23 protein-coding genes and 1 pseudogene are annotated in these 19,833 nt (G+C 67.2%); 12 read left to right on the top strand and 12 right to left on the bottom strand.

The features are described 5' to 3' along the window. Nucleotides 1-83 (top strand): integrase core domain-containing protein (locus AB0H62_RS15955; RefSeq protein WP_360586664.1); only part of this gene is annotated, 83 nt, incomplete at its 5' end. A 72-nt stretch (nucleotides 84-155) separates the two neighbouring features. Here the strand turns inward: AB0H62_RS15955 and AB0H62_RS15950 are convergent. Both AB0H62_RS15950 and AB0H62_RS15945 read right to left on the bottom strand, forming a co-directional pair. Further along, a complete protein-coding gene (locus AB0H62_RS15950) occupies nucleotides 156-560 on the bottom strand; it encodes a nuclear transport factor 2 family protein (protein WP_360586639.1) in 405 nt (134 codons plus the stop codon). Between the two features lie 70 nt (nucleotides 561-630). Next, nucleotides 631-1,077, bottom strand: coding sequence for a hypothetical protein (locus AB0H62_RS15945; RefSeq protein WP_360586638.1), 447 nt, complete (start codon nucleotides 1,075-1,077; stop codon nucleotides 631-633). A gap of 280 nt (nucleotides 1,078-1,357) precedes the next feature. Between AB0H62_RS15945 and AB0H62_RS15940 the strand changes: the two genes are divergently transcribed. Then, entirely contained in the window at nucleotides 1,358-2,521 is a 1,164-nt protein-coding gene (locus tag AB0H62_RS15940; protein ID WP_255638872.1) for an MFS transporter, read from the top strand. Between the two features lie 48 nt (nucleotides 2,522-2,569). Here AB0H62_RS15940 and AB0H62_RS15935 read toward each other — a convergent pair whose 3' ends face one another. The 6 genes from AB0H62_RS15935 to AB0H62_RS15910 all read right to left on the bottom strand — a co-directional run bounded on the left by AB0H62_RS15935 (nucleotide 2,570) and on the right by AB0H62_RS15910 (nucleotide 8,148). Further along, nucleotides 2,570-3,208, bottom strand: a complete 639-nt coding sequence (locus AB0H62_RS15935) for a response regulator transcription factor (RefSeq protein WP_360586662.1) — start codon at nucleotides 3,206-3,208, stop codon at nucleotides 2,570-2,572. A gap of 29 nt (nucleotides 3,209-3,237) precedes the next feature. Further along, nucleotides 3,238-4,500, bottom strand: a complete 1,263-nt coding sequence (locus AB0H62_RS15930) for a GAF domain-containing sensor histidine kinase (protein ID WP_220242443.1) — start codon at nucleotides 4,498-4,500, stop codon at nucleotides 3,238-3,240. 111 nt (nucleotides 4,501-4,611) lie between these two features. Continuing rightward, nucleotides 4,612-5,565, bottom strand: coding sequence for a PDR/VanB family oxidoreductase (locus AB0H62_RS15925; protein WP_360586660.1), 954 nt, complete (start codon nucleotides 5,563-5,565; stop codon nucleotides 4,612-4,614). 89 nt (nucleotides 5,566-5,654) lie between these two features. After that, nucleotides 5,655-6,893, bottom strand: a complete 1,239-nt coding sequence (locus tag AB0H62_RS15920) for a Rieske 2Fe-2S domain-containing protein (RefSeq protein WP_360586637.1) — start codon at nucleotides 6,891-6,893, stop codon at nucleotides 5,655-5,657. After that, on the bottom strand, nucleotides 6,887-7,144 hold the full coding sequence (locus AB0H62_RS15915; protein ID WP_220242441.1) for a hypothetical protein: 258 nt from the start codon (nucleotides 7,142-7,144) through the stop codon (nucleotides 6,887-6,889). Before AB0H62_RS15915 ends, AB0H62_RS15920 begins: the two co-directional genes overlap by 7 nt. A 137-nt stretch (nucleotides 7,145-7,281) precedes the next feature. After that, a complete protein-coding gene (locus tag AB0H62_RS15910; RefSeq protein ID WP_360586634.1) occupies nucleotides 7,282-8,148 on the bottom strand; it encodes a DNA-3-methyladenine glycosylase 2 family protein in 867 nt (288 codons plus the stop codon). A 420-nt stretch (nucleotides 8,149-8,568) separates the two neighbouring features. Here AB0H62_RS15910 and AB0H62_RS15905 point away from each other — a divergent pair, with 420 nt between their 5' ends. The 7 genes and pseudogenes from AB0H62_RS15905 to AB0H62_RS15875 all read left to right on the top strand — a co-directional run bounded on the left by AB0H62_RS15905 (nucleotide 8,569) and on the right by AB0H62_RS15875 (nucleotide 13,601). Beyond that, complete coding sequence (locus AB0H62_RS15905; RefSeq protein WP_220242439.1) at nucleotides 8,569-9,117, top strand: carboxymuconolactone decarboxylase family protein; 549 nt, start codon at nucleotides 8,569-8,571, stop codon at nucleotides 9,115-9,117. 110 nt (nucleotides 9,118-9,227) lie between these two features. Beyond that, nucleotides 9,228-10,022 (top strand): isocitrate lyase/phosphoenolpyruvate mutase family protein, encoded by a 795-nt coding sequence (locus AB0H62_RS15900; protein ID WP_255638218.1) that lies wholly within the window; start codon nucleotides 9,228-9,230, stop codon nucleotides 10,020-10,022. A gap of 59 nt (nucleotides 10,023-10,081) precedes the next feature. Then, nucleotides 10,082-10,729: a nitroreductase family protein gene (locus tag AB0H62_RS15895; RefSeq protein ID WP_220242437.1), complete on the top strand. Its 648-nt coding sequence runs from the start codon at nucleotides 10,082-10,084 to the stop codon at nucleotides 10,727-10,729. A gap of 264 nt (nucleotides 10,730-10,993) precedes the next feature. After that, nucleotides 10,994-11,734, top strand: a pseudogene (gene pcaD / locus AB0H62_RS15890) (3-oxoadipate enol-lactonase); the annotation flags it as partial. Beyond that, the gene (pcaC, locus tag AB0H62_RS15885; RefSeq protein WP_255638871.1) at nucleotides 11,732-12,163 is read left to right on the top strand and encodes a 4-carboxymuconolactone decarboxylase; all 432 of its coding nucleotides are present in this window, start codon (nucleotides 11,732-11,734) and stop codon (nucleotides 12,161-12,163) included. The pseudogene pcaD and the gene pcaC, both read left to right, overlap by 3 nt. A 225-nt stretch (nucleotides 12,164-12,388) precedes the next feature. Then, nucleotides 12,389-13,306 carry an NADP-dependent oxidoreductase gene (locus AB0H62_RS15880; RefSeq protein ID WP_360586632.1) on the top strand — a complete coding sequence of 306 codons (918 nt, stop codon included), beginning with the start codon at nucleotides 12,389-12,391 and terminating at the stop codon, nucleotides 13,304-13,306. Between the two features lie 85 nt (nucleotides 13,307-13,391). After that, nucleotides 13,392-13,601: a hypothetical protein gene (locus AB0H62_RS15875; protein WP_360586630.1), complete on the top strand. Its 210-nt coding sequence runs from the start codon at nucleotides 13,392-13,394 to the stop codon at nucleotides 13,599-13,601. Between the two features lie 197 nt (nucleotides 13,602-13,798). Here AB0H62_RS15875 and AB0H62_RS15870 read toward each other — a convergent pair whose 3' ends face one another. Continuing rightward, nucleotides 13,799-14,239 (bottom strand): GNAT family N-acetyltransferase, encoded by a 441-nt coding sequence (locus AB0H62_RS15870; RefSeq protein ID WP_360586628.1) that lies wholly within the window; start codon nucleotides 14,237-14,239, stop codon nucleotides 13,799-13,801. A gap of 241 nt (nucleotides 14,240-14,480) precedes the next feature. Between AB0H62_RS15870 and AB0H62_RS15865 the strand changes: the two genes are divergently transcribed. Further along, nucleotides 14,481-14,714 carry a hypothetical protein gene (locus AB0H62_RS15865; RefSeq protein ID WP_220242433.1) on the top strand — a complete coding sequence of 78 codons (234 nt, stop codon included), beginning with the start codon at nucleotides 14,481-14,483 and terminating at the stop codon, nucleotides 14,712-14,714. A 56-nt stretch (nucleotides 14,715-14,770) separates the two neighbouring features. Here AB0H62_RS15865 and AB0H62_RS15860 read toward each other — a convergent pair whose 3' ends face one another. Then, nucleotides 14,771-15,445, bottom strand: a complete 675-nt coding sequence (locus AB0H62_RS15860) for a TetR family transcriptional regulator C-terminal domain-containing protein (protein ID WP_360586626.1) — start codon at nucleotides 15,443-15,445, stop codon at nucleotides 14,771-14,773. Between the two features lie 94 nt (nucleotides 15,446-15,539). Continuing rightward, the gene (locus AB0H62_RS15855; RefSeq protein ID WP_255638216.1) at nucleotides 15,540-16,169 is read right to left on the bottom strand and encodes a TetR/AcrR family transcriptional regulator; all 630 of its coding nucleotides are present in this window, start codon (nucleotides 16,167-16,169) and stop codon (nucleotides 15,540-15,542) included. Nucleotides 16,170-16,942: 773 nt separating this feature from the next. Here AB0H62_RS15855 and AB0H62_RS15850 point away from each other — a divergent pair. Then, the gene (locus AB0H62_RS15850; protein WP_220242431.1) at nucleotides 16,943-17,626 is read left to right on the top strand and encodes a TetR/AcrR family transcriptional regulator; all 684 of its coding nucleotides are present in this window, start codon (nucleotides 16,943-16,945) and stop codon (nucleotides 17,624-17,626) included. A gap of 73 nt (nucleotides 17,627-17,699) precedes the next feature. Beyond that, entirely contained in the window at nucleotides 17,700-18,326 is a 627-nt protein-coding gene (locus AB0H62_RS15845) for a TetR family transcriptional regulator (protein WP_360586623.1), read from the top strand. An 84-nt stretch (nucleotides 18,327-18,410) separates the two neighbouring features. On the opposite strand, the gene AB0H62_RS15840 is transcribed toward AB0H62_RS15845, so the two are convergent. Further along, nucleotides 18,411-19,811 (bottom strand): PLP-dependent aminotransferase family protein, encoded by a 1,401-nt coding sequence (locus AB0H62_RS15840; protein ID WP_360586621.1) that lies wholly within the window; start codon nucleotides 19,809-19,811, stop codon nucleotides 18,411-18,413. Nucleotides 19,812-19,833: the final 22 nt, after the last annotated feature.

The raw sequence follows: 19,833 nt of genomic DNA, 5'->3' as shown, positions 1-19,833 counted from the left end.
CCTGGCTCGAGCACTACAACACTCAACGCCGCCACAGCGCACTCGGCGGACACCCACCCACCAGCCGACTGCCACCAACCTAATGGCCAAATACACCTAGGGCATCGGCCAAGTGCGCCGGGGAGCACTCTGGAGCGCTGCCAAGGAGGCCGGTTTCACGCCCCTCCGGATTCGCCGGCGATAGCGATGATGTGGGTCACGCCGGCGACGTCGAAGTACTCTTCGATTCGGGTGATCTTGCCGCCGCTGACGGCGAGGTACATCGCGATGTCGAGAGCGGACTCCTCGCCGTTGGGCAGCTGCCCGCGCAGGACGTGCTGTTGGAAGACCCCGTCTCCGACGTCGACACGGCGTGACACGTCGAAGCGCAGGCCGCGGATGGCCGTGCTGAACAGCCGGAGGACGGCGAGATTGGCTTCGCGGTCTTGTTCGCCGGCACCGTCGTTGTGCCAGATCACGGCATCCTGGGCGTAGAGGGCACGCGCGGTGTCGATGTCGCCACGTTCGACTGCTAGAAAGAAGTCGTCTACGACGGAGATGTTCGTCTTGGTCTCAGGCATGGGTGCCACCCTCAGTGTGTGAATTGGCCGCGATCCGAACCTACCAAGGATGACTGGACTGCATAGTCCACTAATCGGTTCGCTTCCGCTGGAAAAGCCGGTCGAAGCTGAAGGCGAACGTGTCGACGGGGGAGAGGGCCAGCAGCAGAGCCGCCGCGGCGGCGGCGAAGACCGAGGCGCTCAGCGGAGCTTCCCAGCCCAGGAACAACCCCATCGACACACCGAACACCGCCAGTAGCGCCGTTGCCGCCCAGGCGGACCAGCGCACGAGGACGCCGGCCAGCAACGTCAGGCCCAGTACCGATTCCGCGGCCGTCGCGCCCCACGCGGCCGCGCCGGTGAGCCCGTCGGGCACGTACGGTGAAAGACTGTGCGTATAGGCGGTGTACGCGGCGAAATTGCCCCACCCGATCTGTCCGGTGTGCGGCAGGCCCCACCCGCCGAACCGATCGGCGACGGCCGAGAGGAATCCGGCGGCCAACGCGAGGCGTGCGAGCACGGCCGCGGCCGACCACACGCGTTCCCTCCGGGCAATGGAGTTCGGGGACAGTGCGCCACATGCGCATCGCGGCCTGATCCGCCTCAGTCAAGAGGACTGTATAGTCCAATGTGTGATGGACGGACGTTGCCGGAAGCACGTCCCCTCCTGGATCGAGACACAGCGAGACTCCTGGTGAAGCCGCGGCGTGGTTCAGAACATCAGACGAAGAGAAAGGCGTGGCTCGATGTCCAACGTGTCACCAAAGACCGGCGTCGCGCGACGGGGGACAACACGCACCCTGGCGTTCTTGTCCGCGATGGTCGCGCTCGTGGCGTCGTTCGCCGCGGTGGGCTCGACGATCCCGCTGTTCAACATCTACCGGGCCGAGGACGGGTTCACCAACGCCGACATCTCGATCACCGTCGTCGCCTACTCCGTCGCCACCCTCAGCACACTGCTGGTGCTGGGACGGGTGTCGAACCACCTGGGGCGACGGCCCACTTCCGTCGCCAGCCTCGGTCTGCTCCTGCTGGGGTGTGTGCTGTTGCTGAACGTGCATCACGTCGGCGTCTTGATCGCCGGTCGGCTCCTGATGGGCTTCGGTGCCGGCGTGGCCAGCAGCAGCCTCACGTCCTACATCGTCGACGCCGCACCGGCCAGGCCCGCTTGGTTGGCGTCCGTCGCCTCCAGCCAGACAGTGATGCTCGGCCTCGCCGTCGGTGCCATCGGTTCCGGCGCGCTGGTCCAGTTCGGTCCGTGGCCGCGTGATCTCGTCTACCTGGTGGTGATCGGCCTGCTTCTCGTCTCTGCCGCGCTCATCATCGTGAGCCCGGAAACCGTCACTCCGACGCCGGGTGCCTGGCGGTCGCTGCGGCCCCGGGTCCGCGTTCCGGCCAGGGTGAGGCACCTGCTCCCCGTCGCGGCGGCGGTGCTCCTGGCCACCTGGGCGACCGGGGCCTTCTTTCAAGCCTTCGTGCCGGCGTTGGTCGAAGACCAGCTCCACAGTCAGAGCCCCCTCATTTTGGGGCTGGTGTTCGCCGCGTACATGGGTCCGAGTGTTCTCGGCGCTCCGCTGGGTGGCCGGTTCACGCCGGCGGTGGCCCAGCGCGTCGGCATGATCGGGTTTCTGGTGGGGATGATCGGCATCATCACGGCGATCGCGGCCGGTGCGCTGGTGCTGTTCTTCGCCGCGACGATCGTTGCCGGCGCCAGCCAAGGCATCGCCATCAGTTCCGCCACCCGCGGCCTGCTGGAGGGCAGCGACGTGGCCGACCGGGCACCGATCTTCACGGTCGTCTACATCCTCTCCTACTGCGGCGCGACGATCCCCGCCCTCATCGCCGGCCGGCTCTCCGCGTCCTTGTCGCTACCGCAGATCGCTCTCGGGTACGGCGGCCTGGCCCTCATCGCCACCGTGTTCACCGTCCTCGCCGCCCGCAATCCCCACGCCGGCACGACCGGTGCACTGCCGGCACGGTGACCGACAATCAGGTTCGCCGGAGCGGACGGCCCAGCCCATCGGGTCAGGTCAGGTCGACTCCGAGGTGAGACCCTCGCGGACGGCGAGCAGCGCGGCCTGGGTCCGTGAGGCGACGCCCAACTTGGCGAACAGGTTGCTGACGTGGGTGCGGGCCGTGCGTTCACTGATCTGCAGCTTGTTCGCGATCTGGATGTTGGACAGCCCCGTCGCGATGTGGATCAGCACCTCACGCTCGCGCGGCGTCAGCCCGTCGAGACCTGTGCCGCCTCGTTCGGCCGGGCCGGTCAGGCAGCGGGTGATCGCGGAGTCCAGATAAAGCTCGCCGCGAGTCGCGGCTCGAACCGCCGCGACGATCTCGTCGGAACCGGCGTCTTTGAGGAGGTAACCGGACAAGCCGGCGTCGATGGCCCGCCGGACGTTCCCCGTCTCGCTGAAGCTGGTCATGATCAGGATCTTCACGGTGGGATACCGCGCAGTGATCAGGCTGCCGACCTGTATCCCGTCGATACCCGGTAGGACCAGATCCATCAGGATCACATCCGGTAGCCGGCCCTCCTGGGCCAGTTCCGCGAGGCGCCCCAGCGCGTCGGCCCCGTCAACGGCCTCGCCCACCACCGAAAGACCGGGAACCGCGTCAGCATACGAACGCAGCCCAGCCCTGACCACCGCGTGGTCGTCCACGAGCATCAGTCGGATCTGCTCGGCTGCCGGCTCGTTCACTGCTTCTCGCTCGCCACGTCGGACGGTTCCTGCCATTCGATCGGGACGGCGCCGTCGGCAGGGACCGACCTGCTTCCCGGCTCGGCGGGGCAGAACTCGAGGCGCACGAGAGTGCCGCTGCCGGGCCGGGTCACGATGGTGAGCTTCCCCCCAAGGCGCTCGGCGCGTTCGCTCATCGAAAGCAAACCGACGTGGCCGGGACGCGAGCTTCGCTGTTGGAACCCCACTCCGTCGTCGGACGTCTCGATGACCAGGAGGGTTCGGGACTCCTCGTGTCGTTGCGCGAATCGGATGACCGCGTGCTTCGCCTGGGCGTGCTTGACGACGTTGTGGAACGCTTCACGAACGAGGTACCACACTTCCTCTCGATGCTCGGGAAGCAGGTCCATGTCGCCGACCTCGTCGACGACCTTCACCGTGAGATCGGTGCCGAGACTCGCCTCGGCGACCCACTCGCGGATCGACATCACCACGGACCTTTCCGGAGGCTGCGGTGCCCGCAGTTCCGCGATCATCGAACGGAACGACTTCACCACCGACTGCGACAGATCCACCACCCGAGCGGCGTCGGCGCGAATTTTGGCGACCGCACCGGCCCCGGACGTCTCGTTGGTCAGTTCGATCGCCCTCGCGTGCATCGACAACGAGAACATCTCCTGCACGATGGAGTCATGCAGGTCGGCGGCGAACTTGCGACGCTCCTCCATAACCGCGCGGGCTCGGCTGTCGACGATCATCCCGGCGTGGTCGATCGTCACCGCGGCCTGGTCCGCGACGGCCGACAGGAAGTAGATCTCGTCGGGATCCGGTTCTTGTCCGGGTGGGTAGAAGGCGCTCAGGTAACCGAGCACACCGTCGGGCAAGATCAACGGCGCTGCCACGAAGCTCTCCCAGGAAATCGCCTGATGTATCGACAGGATCGGCGCCCAGGCGGGATTGGTGCGAAAGGTCTCCCAGCGGTGGGATACGACAACGGGCCTGCGTTGGGCAATCGCGTTGAGGGAGACCAGTTCGGCGCCGAGCGCCTGGCACTGGATGAGCCGGTCGCGCAATTCGTCCGCGGTTCCGGGCAGACCTGACAACGCTCCGATGGGCAGGGTGCGCCAGCCTGCCTCGCTGAGTTGAATGTGGACGGCCGCGAGTCCGGCCGACCGCCGGACCTCGCCTGCCAGGGCGGTGAGAGTGTCGGACAGGGAACCCGATCCGGCCAAGGTCGCCGCGACCCGCGACATCGCCTGAAGGCCGTGATCAGTGGCCATTACTGCTCCCGGTGGACCGACGTGGTGAGGCTGATCGTGCCGCCGAGGACAGCACGCCTGATGGTGACCCGGCGGGGATATCGGATCCGGTGCCGGCCGGGCTCCACGACATCATAAATCGAGTACGAGTTTCGAGCACCCGGCCCGGGACACGCAGATCATCATGGTCTTGCCTTCTTCCCGTTCCTCGTCGGTGAGCAGGGAGTCACGATGGTCCGGCGTTCCGGAAAGAACCTTCGTCTCACACGTCCCGCACGTACCCTGCTCGCACGAATAGGGAGGCCGGACCCCGGCGCGTTCCACTGCTCTGAGAATGGTTTCGTCGGGTGCTACCGTCAGCGAGCCGCCGGTACGAGCCAGCTCGACCTCGAACGACGAGTGGTCCGGCGAATCGGGTACTGCCTTCGGGACGAAGCGCTCCAGCCGCAACGAGCCGGCCTTCCACCTCGCACACCGTTCCTCGACCGCGAGCAGCAAGGACTCCGGTCCACAGCAGTAGACGAGGACATCGTCGGCCGGAGTCCCGAGCCACTCGTCCAGGTCGAGCCGGCCGTTCTCGTCTTCCGGGCAGAGGACGACCCGGTTCCCGTATCTCGACGCGAGCTCCGCACTGTAGGCCATCGACCCACGGGTGCGCCCTCCGTACAAGAGCTGCCACCGGGCGCCGGCCGCCTCGGCCGCGGCGACCATGGGCAGGATCGGGGTGATGCCGATCCCGCCGGCGACGAACAGGTAGCGCGGCGACGGCAGCAGCGGGAAGTTGTTCCTCGGCCCCCGAACGCGCACAGCGGCGCCTTCGGTCAGCCGATCGTGGACGTGGGCCGACCCTCCGCGGCCATCGTGTTCGCGCAACACCGCGACGCGCCACTCGGCGCGCGCCGGCCGACCGCAGAGTGAGTACTGCCGCACGAGCCCGTCGTCGAGGAGAAGATCCACGTGGCTGCCGGCGTCCCACGCGGGAAGGCCCTCTCCCGACCGGTTCGCGAGGACCAGCTCGACGACCTCCTGGGCGATCACGGTTCGTCGCACCACCACGAGGTCGAGTTCGACCTCTCGCCGTGTCATGTCCGTCTGGGTCACCGTTCGACTCCACTTCGTCGTCGCTTCGTGCAGGCCGGCCGGCGGCCGGCCTCCCGGAGAGATGGGCGGTTTGATCAATCAGTGACGTTCGTCGGGACCAGCGTCTGCCACGGAACCCCCTGGGGGATGACTCCCGACCCGGCGGTGAACTTGGCCCAGTCGACGGAGCCGTCGAGCCCCACGGGATCGCCGCCCGCCTCGACACTGCGCGCCGCGTCGATCAGCAGGCGTCGCATGCGCACCACGGCGATGTCCGCCGCGACGAGATGCTCTTTCGACCGGTCGACGATGGGTTCCATCGAATCGGTCACCAGTGCGTCCTGAGGAATGAGGCCGGCCACTCCCGAGAACGAGGTGCCCGCCACCATCGCCTCGCGATCCTGCACTGGACTCAGGACGTAGTCCGGCGCTTGGACATCCTGGAGGCTCCGCCACTTCAGCCATTCCGCCTTGTCGATCGGCTTCGCCGGATCGCCCGTCACCACGTACGTGCAGGTGTGCGTGTCGTCGATCGGGACGTAGAGGAAGCCCAGGTTCATCGGGGGGATCAGCGCCTGGAACGGCATGATGAACGGTGTGACGCGCACGTAGGACTGGCCTTCGTGCTCACCCTTGAGTTTCCGGATCGCCGCGTAGTGGAAGCCGAACTTCGTGTCCTCGACCTCGAGCAGGGGAGCGTCGTCGGTCGTCGGGAAGCGGTCCCGGCCGATACCGTCCGGGTCGTATTCGCCTGTCCTGGCGAGGGCGATCTCGGTTTGGTGGAGCAGGCCGACATGGGATGAGTCGATCTCTCCCTCGACCCCCTGGATGAAGTTGCCCCTCTGAACGGCCTTCGTCGTCGCGAGGTGGCCAGGCGGCACGTTCATCCAGACGTAGCTCGGCGGCGGGGGCTGCTTGTCCGCCGGGCCCAGGTACACCCAGACGATCTGACCGGCCTCGTGCACGGGGTGTGCCGGCGCCCGCAGACGGTTTCGGAACCGTGAGTCGGGGAGATTGGGTGTCTCCTGGATCGTCCCGTCCACCCCGAATTTCCACCCGTGGTACAGGCAGCGGATGCCGCAGTCCTCCACGCGGCCGATCGCCAGGGACGCGCCGCGGTGCATGCATTTCTCATCCAGCACGCCGACGGTTCCGGCGGAATCACGGAAGACCACGAAATCCTCGCCGACGAGGCGGAACTTCCGGGGAGGTCCGTCGGGCTCCGCGACGTCGCTCGAGAGGCAGATCGGGAGCCAGTACCGGCGCAGCAGCGCACCCATCGGCGTGCCTGGCCCGACGCGGCAGAGATAGGCATTTTCCTCGGCGCTCAGCATTGTGGCTCCTGTTCCGGCGTTCCCGCCCAGGTGATGGCTGTCTTGTCGCCTTCGAGTGAATGATCGACGACGACATCGAGGTCGAGCAGTACCAGTGGGTTTCCTCGGGACAGTTCGGCCCGTTTGACGAGCGCAACGGATTCGTACCCGGAGGGACTGACGCGCAACTCCGCCGGCTTCGTCCGGCCGTCCCGGTACCCATTGAGGATCGCGACGCAGGCACCATCCAGTAAATGGACGATCGATGTCATTGAGTTCCTTCCGTCAACCACTGGATCGAACGTAGGACGGGCGGGAGAACCCGGCAATCGTTCGTTTTTCCCAGGTGTCACTCAGTCATTCACTGCAGTGCCTACGTCATTTGACGTAGGCTGTTCATTGCCAATCGTCAGCGGAACGGCCGGGCGCGTGGTGCGCGGTGGCTGCGCCGCGGCGCAGCGCGCGGAGTGAGCTCGAGGAGGCGAACCACCCGGTAGCGGTGCGGCCGCCACGGCAGGTAGAACGCCTCGATCTCGTGCTGCGCCAGTGGACGGCCGAGCAGGGCCGTGCCGGTCATCCGGCCGAGGTGGAAGTCGCCGAGCGGCAGCGCGTCGGCGTCGCCGAGCGCGCGGTGCCCGACCTGCGCTGCAGTCCACACTCCGATGCCCGGCATCGCTGACATCAGTTGATACGCGCGAGCGGGGTCACCGGCGGCACGGTTGAGCTTGGCCGCGTGCCGTGCGGCGAAGATGACGGTCTTCGAGCGGTGCAGGTCGACGCCGGCACGCCGCCATTCCCAGATCGGAAGGTTCGCCCACACGTCGGGCGAAGGCATGACCCGCATCGGGTCGGGCGCCGGACCCGGTGCCGGGCCGCCGTGTGCGCCGACGAGGCGCGTCCAGGCGGCTTGAGCGTCCAAACCGACCACCCGCTGTTCGAGAATTGCCGGGACGAGGGCTTCGAACAGTCGTCCCGTGCGCGGAACGCGGAGGCCGGGCAGCCTGCTCCAGGCCCGCTCCAGAACGGGATGTGCCGGTCGGAAGTCCTCTGGACGGTCGTGTTCGCCGAGCTCGGTACGGATGTTCTCGACGACTTCCGCGGCACCGGGCCCCCACGCGTCGACATCCAGGTCGTCCAGGCGCTGTTGCCGGATCCGGTAGGTGACCGGCCCGGACGGGGTCAGGGCTGTCCGCCACAGGGTCCCGTCGGCTTCCTCGCGGTGGGTCGGATCGTGGCGGCCGCGCCTCAGGCTCTTGAGTGTCAGCTTCGCGTCCACGGGGAAGGCGGGCTGCCAGTGCAGAGAACAGTCCGGCGGCAGGTCGATGGTCCCCTCCCTCGGGTGCGCGGGAGCAAGGTCCCTCAGATGGCGTGCGGTGCTCTCACCAGTGGACTCAAAAGTCCATTGACTGTCAACCAGTGAGCGGTGGAGCCGGTAAGACCGACTCGACAGGGAGCGTTCGTGCGCGAGTGTCTGGTCTGTATAGTCCAGTCCGGGGTTCTTCGTCGCGACGAGATCCGGAACTCGGCGCCGACGGAATCGCCCCTCGCAACGCACGTCACCAGGTCCAACGCAACCGCCGCCACCAGTCAAGCCACAGGCAGCGCGGGCTTACCGCTGCGGCGGAACTCGGGAGCAGTAAGAGCCGACTTGAGCGTGACGCTGACCACTCACACACCTACCGGAGGTTGATTCGCTGTGTCACGACTGAACGCGCCTGCTCCAGAAGACGTCCCCGCCGACTCGCGGCAGATACTCGAGGGGATTGGCGCGCAGCTCGGCTTCGTCCCGGACATGTTCAAGGTCATCGCGGCGAACCCGACTGTTCTCGGAGTCGTCACGACACTGCAAAGCACCTTGAGCCGGGTTCTGGACGCGAGGACCCGGCACAGCATCGCGCTGACCGTGTCGGAAGCCAACGGCTGCGACTACTGCCTGGCAATGCACACGTACGTGTCGTCCGAGTTCGGCGGTATGTCGAGCGACGACATCGCTCTGGGCCGCGCCGGGAGCTCGGTCGACCCCAAGCGCGCCGCGGCCGCCAACTTCGCTCGGCGGGTGGTCGACAGCCGCGGACAGGTCAGTGACGAGGACCTCGCGGGTGTGCGAGACGCCGGGTACACCGATGCACAGATCTTGGCGATTGTCACCGTCGCGGTGCAAGCGCTGCTCACGAACTTCATCAACAACGTCAACCAGACCGATATCGACATCCCCGCGGTCGACGCCGCCGGCACACCCGGCTGATCGCCACAGCAGCCGTCAAGGCGGCGCACACAACCCGGTAACCCCCTCACGGCCCCATGATCATCCACGAAAGGTGCGCTATGCCGGGCTCCGAGCTCTATGAGAAATTCATGGCGCTGCACACTCGCGACGGTGGCTTCGTCATGCCCAACGCCTGGGACGGCCTCTCGGCGCTGATGCTGGCCGATGCCGGTTTCGAGGCGATCGCGACGTCGTCGGCAGCGCTCGCGGCCATGCTCGGCCGGTCCGATGGCCGGCACGAAGTCACCCGCAGCGAGCACCTCGAGCATGCGGGGCTGCTCGCCCGGCTCACCGGACTGCCCGTGAACGGGGACTTCGAGGACGGTTACGGCGACACGCCTGAAGACGTCGCGGCGACCGTCGGGGCCGCGGTCGAGTTCGGCCTGGCCGGTATCGGCGTCGAGGACACCTCGGGTGATCCCGACCAGCCGATCCGCGACTTCGACGAGGCGGTCCATCGCGTGCGCGGCGCCGTCGACGCGGCCAAGGGACGCATCGCCGTGACCGGCCGCACTGACAATTTCATCCAGGGGCGACCCGATCTCGACGACACGATCCGGCGCCTCACGGCTTTCGCCGAGGTCGGCGCGGATGTGGTCTACGCACCGTTCCCGCCCGACCTCGACGCACTCGAGGCGATCGTCACCGCGGTCGCGCCCACGCCGGTCAACGTCCTCGTGTCCCCTTCGGACAAGGTGCTGACGGTCGCTGAGCTGCAGAAGGCCGGCGTCAAGCGCATCAGTTTGGGGCCGTTCCTCTACGCCAACGCGATGGCGGCGCTCGAACAGGCCACCAAGGCCCTCGTCGCGGGGGACCTCGCGGCCGCCACCACGGGTCTGGGCTTCGATCGGATCGGCGAACTGATCGCCCACGGCAAGAACTAGCCCGAACTCCCCGATCCACCGCTGTTCACCTATCGGTTGCCACAAGAAAGCAGATTGACATGGATCTCGAAAAGCTCATGAGCCAGCACCTCACCAGGGCTTTCGACGGCAGCAAGACCATCCCGGACGAAACCCTTCACCAACTGCTGCGATTCCTGCGGTCCGCACCGACCTCGACGAACATCCAGCCGAACCACTTCTACGTCCTCGCCTCGGCCGAAGCCAAGAAGCAGCTCGCGGACAACTTGGGCGAACGATTCCAGGACAACGGCTCGAAGATCCTGAACGCGTCGCACACCATCATTCTCACCACGCGGGCGGATGTGCCCGACAGCCACCTCGACGAGGTGTTCGCCAAGGAGACTGCCGACGGCCGGTTTCCCGACCCGGACAAGAACGCGATGTGGCAGTACATGACGCGGGACTTCCTGAACCTGCGCAACTACGCCTACAAGGATCTGAACCACTGGATGGAAAAGCAGACCTACATGGTGCTGGGGATGACCATGATGGCGGCCGTCGAGCTCGGCGTCGACGCCACACCGCTCGAAGGGTTCGACCCGACCAGCGTCGACAAGGCGTTCAAGATCCGCGAAACCGGTCACACCACGACCGTGCTGCTGGCTCTCGGATACCCCGACCGGGCCAAGGCGTACAAGGGCCCGATTTCGCGTTTCGAGGCAGACCGGCTGTTCACCTTCATCTGAGCATCCCCGTCATCGCGGCGACCGCGGTACACAGAACTCGGCGAGGAATCGCCGACGGCGGGCGTCGACGAGAGCCAGAACCGCGCCAAGGCGGGTCTCGGTCTCGTCGACGCCGGGTCTGTCACCAGCCGCCGGTATCCGATGCCGGTCGATGTGTCGACGACCGCCGGTCGGCACATGGGCAGGTCCAGTAACGATCCTCGATGACCTGGAAGCGTCCGACACGTCACCCATCGTGATGACAACCAGCACGAAAGACATCCCATGACCGTCCTGCACCATCGCGTCGACGGTGCGGGCAGCGCGCACCCCTTGATACTCGGACCGTCACTCGGTACCACGCTGTCCTTGTGGGAGCCGCAGGCGTCGGCCCTGGCTCGTGGCCGTCAGGTAATCCGATACGACCTGCCGGGGCACGGCGGCTCTGCGGCTGAGCTGCTGCCCGTCGAGGCCACCGTCGGCGACATCGCCGGCCTGGTTCTCGCGCTCGCGGACCACCTCGGCATCGCCCGCTTCGCCTATGCGGGGACCTCGTTGGGCGGAGCCGTCGGCACGTGGCTCGCCGTCCACCACCCCGACCGCGTCGCCTCGCTCATGCTCGTCTCCACGTCGGCTCGCTTCGGCGAGCCTGACCGCTGGCACGGACGCGCGCGCCTCGTCCGAACCGAAGGCATTGCTCCCGTCGCAGATACCGCCGCCGGCCGGTGGTTCACCCCGGCCTTCGTGGCCGATCCCGCCGCCCAGGCACTGGTCGCCGGCCTGCGGGCCACCGACGCCACGGCCTACGCCAGGAGCTGCGAAGCACTGGCGTCGTTCGACCTCCGTGCCGAGCTGTCCCGGATCACCGCGCCCACGCTGGTGATCGCCGGTCGTGAGGACCGGGTGACACCGGTCGACCACGCCCGCCTCCTGGCAGATCGAATTCCGGGAGCGAGCCTCACCGAGGTCGCGCACGCGGCGCACCTCGTCACGGTCGAACGTCCCGCTCCCGTGCTGGCCGCGCTGCGCTGCCATCTCGACGGCCGCGGCGAGACACGGGACACGACAGTCCCCGATGACGACGGCTCCCGCTATGCCGCCGGCCTCGCCGTACGCAGGGCCGTCCTGGGCGACGCCCACGTGGATCGGGCGATCGCCAGGACCACCGAGTTCACCTCCGTGTTCCAGGACTTCATCACCCGCTACGCCTGGGGCGAGATCTGGACTCGTCCCGGCCTCTCCCGGGCGACCCGCCGGTGCATGACCCTCACCGCGATGATCGCCAACGGCCACCAGGAGGAATTCGCCATGCACATCCGGGCCGCGCTGCGGGACGGAATCACTCGCGCCGAAATCCAGGAAGTCCTGCTGCAATCGGCCATCTACTGCGGGGTACCCGCGGCCAACACCGCATTCACCATTGCCAACAGAATAATGGAGGAGAACGGCGACTGACCGGATCGGTGTGTTCGGCACGAGATCTTTCGGGGCCGACATCCGACTCGACCTGCGTCAAACTGTCCTGAAAATTTTTCACGGTATGGTCGTGCGGTAAGCGTGCCGGAGTGCGCCGATGCTCCCTGTTGATCAGTGTCGTAAGACGTCAAGATTTCACGCCGCCAATACCGGTGAACTGAAAGTACTGTTCAGGCGAAGACCGGATGCAGAGAGAGGTGCCCGATGAAGGCGATCGTGGTGACGGACGAGGCCGCGGGAACGGCCGGGATGAAGCTCGTGGAACGGTCCGAGCCGGCCGCGGCGGGCAACGATGTCCTCGTCGAGGTTCACGCGTCGGGGTTCACCCCCGGCGAACTGTCGTGGCCCTCGACCTGGACGGATCGCCTGGACCGCGATCGGACGCCATCGATCCCCGGGCACGAGGTGGCCGGGGTGGTCGCGAGCCTGGGCTATGGCACCGCGGGATTGTCGGTGGGCCAGCGGGTGTTCGGTCTGACGGACTGGACTCGCGACGGCACGCTGGCGGAGTACGCGGTCGTCGAGGCGCGCAACCTCGCGCCGCTGCCCGGTGATGTGGACTTCACCGTGGGTGCGAGCCTCCCGATCTCGGGTTTGACCGCGTGGCAGGGGTTGTTCGTGCACGGCCGGCTGGAGGTCGGGCAGAGTGTCCTCGTCCACGGCGCGGCCGGGGGAGTCGGGTCGATGGTGACGCAGCTTGCGCGTGAGGCGGGTGCTTACGTTGTGGGTACCGGGCGCCAGGCCGACCGTGAGGCGGCGCGGGATTTCGGTGCGAACGAGTTCGTCGACTTGGAGAACGACGCGCTGGAAGAGGTCGGGAGTGTGGATCTGGTGTTCGATGTGTTCGGTGGTGACATCGGGTCGCGGTCCGCGGGGCTGGTTCGGGCCGGGGGGATGCTGGTGACGATCGCCGGCCCTCCGGAGACCCGGCCCGCCGACGGCCTGGCGATCGACTTCGTGGTCGAGGCCGATCGCACTCAGCTGGGTGAAATCGTGCAGCGCGTGCGGGACGGCCGGGTGCGGACCAACATCGGCACCGTGGCGAGCCTCGACGACGCCGTGGCCGCGTTCAACCCGACCCAGCGGAAAAAGGGCAAGACGATCATCCGCGTTCGCCCGTAACGACTCGAAGACCAAGACTGAGACCACCCCACTGCCGGGCCGGCAACTGTGACACGGCCTGAACGGTGATCCGGCCAGGATCATCATGATCATCACGCCCGGCGGCTTCGAGCAGTACTTCCACGATCTCGCTGAACTCCTGGGGGATGACCGGCGAGAGCCTGCCGCGATCGCGGAACTGGCCGCCAGGTACGGGCTGACCTTCGGCGACCCCGCTTGGCTGGATGAGGTGGTTCGACGCTACGGCCTTGTCAACCCGTGGCAAGTTTTCGATTCGGCCCGCGGAGGTTCGTGATTCACGGCGACAGAACACGTAGGGCAGACCTGGTCGTCCGGCCGCAGCAGCGACACGCTGTCCACCGGAGTGGAGGCCTGCCGCGGCAGGACCAGGCGCACTTCCTCTGATGCTGCCGTGAGCGTGGGGAGAACGGGCTGGATGAGCCCTGAAGCGACCTGAAGAACGCCTCAGGGACGTCGAAAAGGTGTCGGTGCTCAATCCAGCGGGTGGACATAGCTGATGAAACCGTGAAAGTTGGCGACTTTGTCGTAGAGCAGCCGCGCACGCTCGTTGTCTTGCTTGGTGTGCCAGTAAAGCCGGGCCGCACCGCGGTCCCGGGCCGCCTGGGCGACGTGCTCGATCAGCAAACGCCCTGCGCCGTGGCCGCGCGCGGCCTTGTCCACGAACAAGTCCTGCAGGTAGCACGAACCTGACGACCACGGGTTGGCGTGGAACAGGTAATGGGCGATGCCGACTACCTGCTCGCCGTCGAGCCGGGCGGCGCAGCCGAACACATCCTCGGCCCGCAGAAGCCGCTGCCAGGTCCGTTCGTAATCCTCATCCGACACCTTGGTCCGGTAGAACTCCTTGTAACCGCGCGCCAATTCTTCCCAGCGGTCGCGGTCTTCCGCCTGCAGCGGACTGATCTCGATCACTTCGCCATTATGGGTGGGGAGTGTCCAAGGTGGAAGACCGGACGGAGATCCGCATGTGGATGTCGAGATCCGTGTACTTGTCCCCATCGATGCCTGACAGTGTCTCGGAGTCGGTGGTTCTTACTCGTAAGAACCACCGAAGAGCGGGTGCTAACGGTCCAGGATTGCAATGGACAACCCGGAGCCAGGCACCCAAGGTTCGTGGCGGGCACCCACGAAATGACAAGTCTCGAGGCAAGGCATGAGCACCTGTGACGCACTGGACGAGTTCCTCCGGACCGATCCGCGGGACGTCGGTTGCGACCTCGCTCTCGACGCGCTCCACACCTATACGGAGATGGCGGCGGCCGGCGACAACCCCGAAGAGCATTACCCAGGGTTGGCGACACATTTGCAGTCGTGCTGCGCCTGCTCGGGAGATCACGAGGCCCTGTTGCGCGCGCTGCACGAATTCGGCGGCGACGACCCGCTCTGACCAGCATCCCATCCGGTCCTGCGGCGCCGGCTATGCCCCGTCTGTGAGAGGTCAGGTCAGCTGCGGACTTCGCTCGATGCCGGCGGCATGAGAGGCCTGCCCAGTCCAGAACGGTACCGAGAGGAATGCATCCTCAGGTGATCGAGCGACACGTCGAGGACCGTGGCCAGCTGGTCGGGGTCACGCGTGGTCCGGGCGAGCAGGAATCCGCCCTGCAGCGCACCCATGATGGCGGTGGCGATCGTGTCCGGGTCGGCGCCGGAGTCGAGCTCACCGTTTTCCCGGATGCGCCGGAACGCCGCCGCGAGAAGGCTTTCCCATGCCGCGAACCCATCGACCAGGGCGCGGTGACCACGGTCGTACCGTCCGGCGAGCTCGCCGATGAGCGACCCGATCGGGCAGCCGCCGGCGCCGCCGCTGATGCGGTTGTCCTCGACGAGCTTGTCCCGCCAGGCCTGAAGATCGGAGAGCGAGCGCACTCCCTCCAGCAGGGGCTTCTGGGCGGCCAGCACGCCTGCTACCTGGGCGTGGACGACCGCCTCGAAAAGCGCGTCTTCGTTCTCGAACGCCTGGTGGAGTTGTGCCTCGGGGACACCGCTGGCCGCCGTGACGTCGGCGAAGGTGATCTCCCCGAGCTGGCGCTCGCGCAGCAGGTTGATCGCCGCTGTCACAACCAGCCGGTGCGGCTCCGGGGCGTCCTCGGCGTGCATCCCGGTCTGGTCACCCGACATGCCTCGAACACTAGCGGACGTGCGGTGCGGAGTACACCTCGGCCCGGAAGCGTTCTGGACGGTCGGGTCCACTGTTCGATTCCGGTGCGGGCGGCTACGCGGCCAGGAAGGTACGAACGTGATCGATCGCCATGTCGAGCGTCAGCTTCATGGGCTCGGTGGAGTGGGCCGTCTGCGCGAGCAGGTAACCACCCTGCAACGCGGCGACCAGAAAGGTCGCGAGCTTTTCGGGATCCGCGTCCCGCCGGAGGATGCCGGAGGCGCGCATCCGTGTCAGCCCCTCCGCCAGCAGCTCCTCCCAGATCTCGAAGTACTTCGCGAGCATCGAGCGGGCTTCATGGTCCCGATCGGCCAGCTCGGAGGCCAGCGAGCCGATCGCGCAGCCGTAGGCTCCGTCGCGGAGGGAGGCACGCTGGAGGAGCGCGTCGCGCCAGCGTTCGAGGCCGCGGATCGAGTTCAACCGCCTGAGCTGGTCCTCCTGGCGGGCGATGAGCTGCGCGCCCTGGGCTGCCACGACCTCGCGCACGAGGGCTTTCTTGTCGGGGAAGTGGTGGTAGAGCTGCGACTTGCTCGTGCTGCTGGCTGCCCGGACGTCGTCGAGCGTGGTCGCGGCCACTCCTTTGACCTGGATCAAGTCGACTGCCGCCTGCACGATGCGGGACCGGGTCGCCGCGCCGCGGGCGGTCAGCCGGGTTGTCTGCGTCGTGCCCTCCGGTTCGTCCACGGCCGTCAGGTTACCGCACTGTGTGACCGGCGACCTACGACCAGCTGGACCGCACGGTCCGCATGGAGTCAGCACTCGGCCCCGTCGGGAGCAGGCTGGGTGCGCACTGCCGAGGGCTCTTCGCGCGTCGCGTGCGGGACGAAGCCGGTGATCGGCTCCACGGCGGAAGGCGGCGTACCTGCGCGAGCAACGGTATCCTCCCTGGTAGCCGCATTGGCGCCGTGCGTTCGGTCGACAGGAGCGCGCGACGAACCCGGGGTGGATCGTTCGTGGCGGCACGCCGTCCCGTCCGGCATTGGTTGAGGCCGAGGCCCGAGATCTGCTGCAGCCGCTGAGCCGACCTTACCGATTCCTTTCGGTTTCAGTCCGCCGCGAATCGCGCCACCGGAATCGCGGGCGTGCGGCGAGCGCGAGGCGTTGCTGATCGCGCCGCACCGGTGGGGCGAGGCAGCAGGTCGGCAACGCGACTCTCATGGGAGCGTCAGGTCGCGCTGTGACGAGGCACGCGGTGGTGGTCCACGCTTTGCTTGGACCTCAAGGTCCAGTATACGGTGGCATCATGCTGGACCTTGAGGTGACGCCGGTTCGACGCCGTACCCGAATTTCTGCGAATAACGACGCTCTCCACTGGGAAAGTTCCGCCACTGAGGTCGCCGCGAGTGGAGGCGATGGCCGAACGTCAAACGTCGTCGAAGAACGAAATAAGGGACCTATTAGTCCAGTTAATAAGGTCTGCGCAAGTGTTGTCGCTCTTTCGTGCCGGGGGTCGGGTCATGACCGGTGATTCCGCCGGAGAGGGGGCGACCTTCGAGTCCGTGGCCGATGGTGCTGCGAGGCAACGGGTACTGGCCGCGGTGGTGGACCTGTTGTGTCAGCGCGGGCTTCGGGCCGCGGAACTCGGCGTGGTGGCCGACATGGCGGGCGTGAGCGGATCGTGGCTGCGCGGCTACTTCGCGGACGTCGAGGCACTCGTCGTGGAGCTGGTGCGGATCCAGGTTCGCGACGTCTTCGAGAGTCCCGGCCGCCGGCTGATGGCGGCCGTCAGCCCCGACGACCTCTACCAGTGGCGTGACGATGTGGTAGCCCGTTATCGCGCCACGTGGATCTCGGCCGGATACCCGCTGGGCATCGTCGTCCACGAGTTGACTGGGCGCGACGGTCGGGCCGGTCAGGCCCTGGCGATGAGTCTCGGGCCGTGGCAGTCCGCGCTCGAAGGCGCCTTCCTGCGGCTGCGCGATCGCGGCGAACTCGCGATCGGGTCGAGGCCGGCCGAGTTGGCGACCGCGGTCATGGGGGCGCTCGTCGGTGCGATGGGCCGGTTCCGGAAGGTGGGCACATCGGATGACGTGCTGGAGCCATTTGACATCATGCTCCGCCACGTCCTGGCCGCGCGAGGCCCCGAGCAAGGACATGACGATCGGCCGGGCCGCCGTTCTGGCCCAGTTGGTCCTCGCTGACCTCGGCGGATGACAGACCCCTCGATGGCTGTCGCGTCCGTCGTTGCAGGTGCGCGTGCGGTAACCTGTCACCGTGGCAGAACCGGAGCGCACGGTGAGGGCTACCCGGCTGACGGCGCGGGGTGAGGCGACGCGCGCCCGAATCCTGCAAGCGGCAGTCGATTTGATGTCTGTGAAGGGCGTGGCCGCGACCACGCTCGACGATGTGCGCGCGGCCAGCGGCACGAGCAAGTCGCAGCTTTATCACCACTTCGATGACAAGGACGCCTTGGTCCAGGAAGTCATCGGCCGCCGGGCGCAATTCGTGCTCGCTTGGCACGAGGAGCAGCTGAGGCGGCTGAACTCCATGCGGGGTCTGGAGCGGTGGCGAGACGCGGTCGTCCAGAACAACGCCCTGCGCAACGGTGCGTACGGTTGCCCCCTCGGCTCGCTGGCGAGTGAGCTGTCCGACCGGAACGAGCGAGCACGTTCAGAGCTCGCCGCGCACTTCGAGCGGTGGGAAGGCCTGATCGCGGAGGGCCTGGAGCGGATGCGAGTCGCCGGCAAGCTGCGGCCGGACGCCGACCCTCAGCGGCTCGCGATCGGGCTGATCGGGGCCCTTCAAGGCGGGTACCTGCTCGCGCAGACCAAACAGGACGTCGCGCCCATGAAAGTCGCGCTGGACATGGCGATTGACTGCATCAGGGCGTTCAAGGCCTGACTTCGGCTCCGATCGTCCGGGGCCACGGACCGGACTTGGTGGACCAACTCTCCTCCGACGAAACGGTCTGGTCGGCGTGCTTCCTCAGCAGACTGATCCGCGTTGCCGCCCGATGGTGGTGGCGAGCAGGGCGATGGCCTCGTCGATGGCGTGTGACGCGATGTTGCCGTAGCCGATCACCACACCGTCAGGGTTCGGGTCAGGGTTGAGCTGGTAGCGGGTGATGGAGTCGAAAACGATCCCGAGCGCCCGTGCGCGCGCGGTCAAGTGATCAGGGTGGGTGTCGTCGAGTCGGGTGGCGAGGGTCTGGACACCGGCGGCCGTCCCGACGAGCTGCAGGGGCACACGATGGCGGGTAATGGCCAGTTCGAGTGCTCGCCGGGCTGTTCGGTAGCGGGTCCGGGCGGCGCGGATGTGCCGGTCGTAATCGCCGGCTTCGACGAGATGGGCCAGAGCGAGCTGATCGAGAGTCGGGCTGCCGTGATCGGCGAGGAACTTGTTCGGCAATAGCTCGGCGTGCAGCTCGGCCGGGCTGACCAGCCAGCCCAACCGGATCGCCGGGGCGAGCGTCTTGCTGGTGGATCCGACGTAGACGACACGGTCGGGTGCACGGCCTTGCAGACAGCCGACGGCACGTCGATCGAAGCGGAACTCGCCATCGTAGTCGTCCTCGACGACGATGGCGCCACATCTCCCGGCCCAGGCCAGCACCGCCTCCCGGCGGGCGGGCGCCATGATCGCACCGGTGGGGAACTGATGGGCCGGCGTGGTCAGTACCGCGTCGACGCCCCGCTCGGGTAGTCGATCCACAAGGATGCCGTCGGCATCGACCGGGACGGGCAGGACGGTCAGACCGGCCTGGCGCAGGATGGACGCCCGGTGTGGCAATCCGGGGTCCTCGAGCGCGACGGTCGTGGCACCTCGGGTACGCAGCGTTTGTGCGAGCAAGTCGAGACCTTGAGTAAAGCCCGCGCAGATCAACAGCCGCTGGGGGTCGGCGTCCACGCCGCGGACCCGGCCGAGGTAAGCGGCCAGCACTCGGCGCAGCCGGGGATGTCCGGCGGGGTCGGGGTAGCCCAGATCGGAATCCGCCGCGGCAGCCAGCGCGGCCGTCCACGCACGCCGCCAGAGGCGGCGAGGGAACGCCGACAGCGTCGGAATGCCAGGACGCATGTCCCATCGAGGCAGGCCCTCTCCTGACCAGAGAGCGTCAGGCACCTCGGTCGCCGGCGGGAGGGACAGCTCGGAGACGCAGGTGCCAGAGCCCGGTCGGCTGACCAGATAGCCCTCGGCGGTCAGCTGCGTGTAGACCTCGACCACAAGGCGCCGAGAGATTCCCAGGTCTTCGGCCAATACGCGGCTGGCGGGCAACCGCTCGCCGGCCGCCAGCCGGCCACTCCGCACCGCCTCGCGCAGGGCGCTTTCGAGCTGAACCCGGCGTGGTTGTCCGGGCGTCAGCGGTTCGATCGGCAGTAAGAGTTCCATCCCGGAAGTGGTACCCATTTCT

This window comes from Amycolatopsis sp. NPDC050768 (assembly GCF_040654155.1).
GTDB lineage: Bacteria > Actinomycetota > Actinomycetes > Mycobacteriales > Pseudonocardiaceae > Amycolatopsis.
Note: the sequence above shows the minus strand (reverse complement) of the source record. Positions and strands in the feature narration are given on the sequence as shown.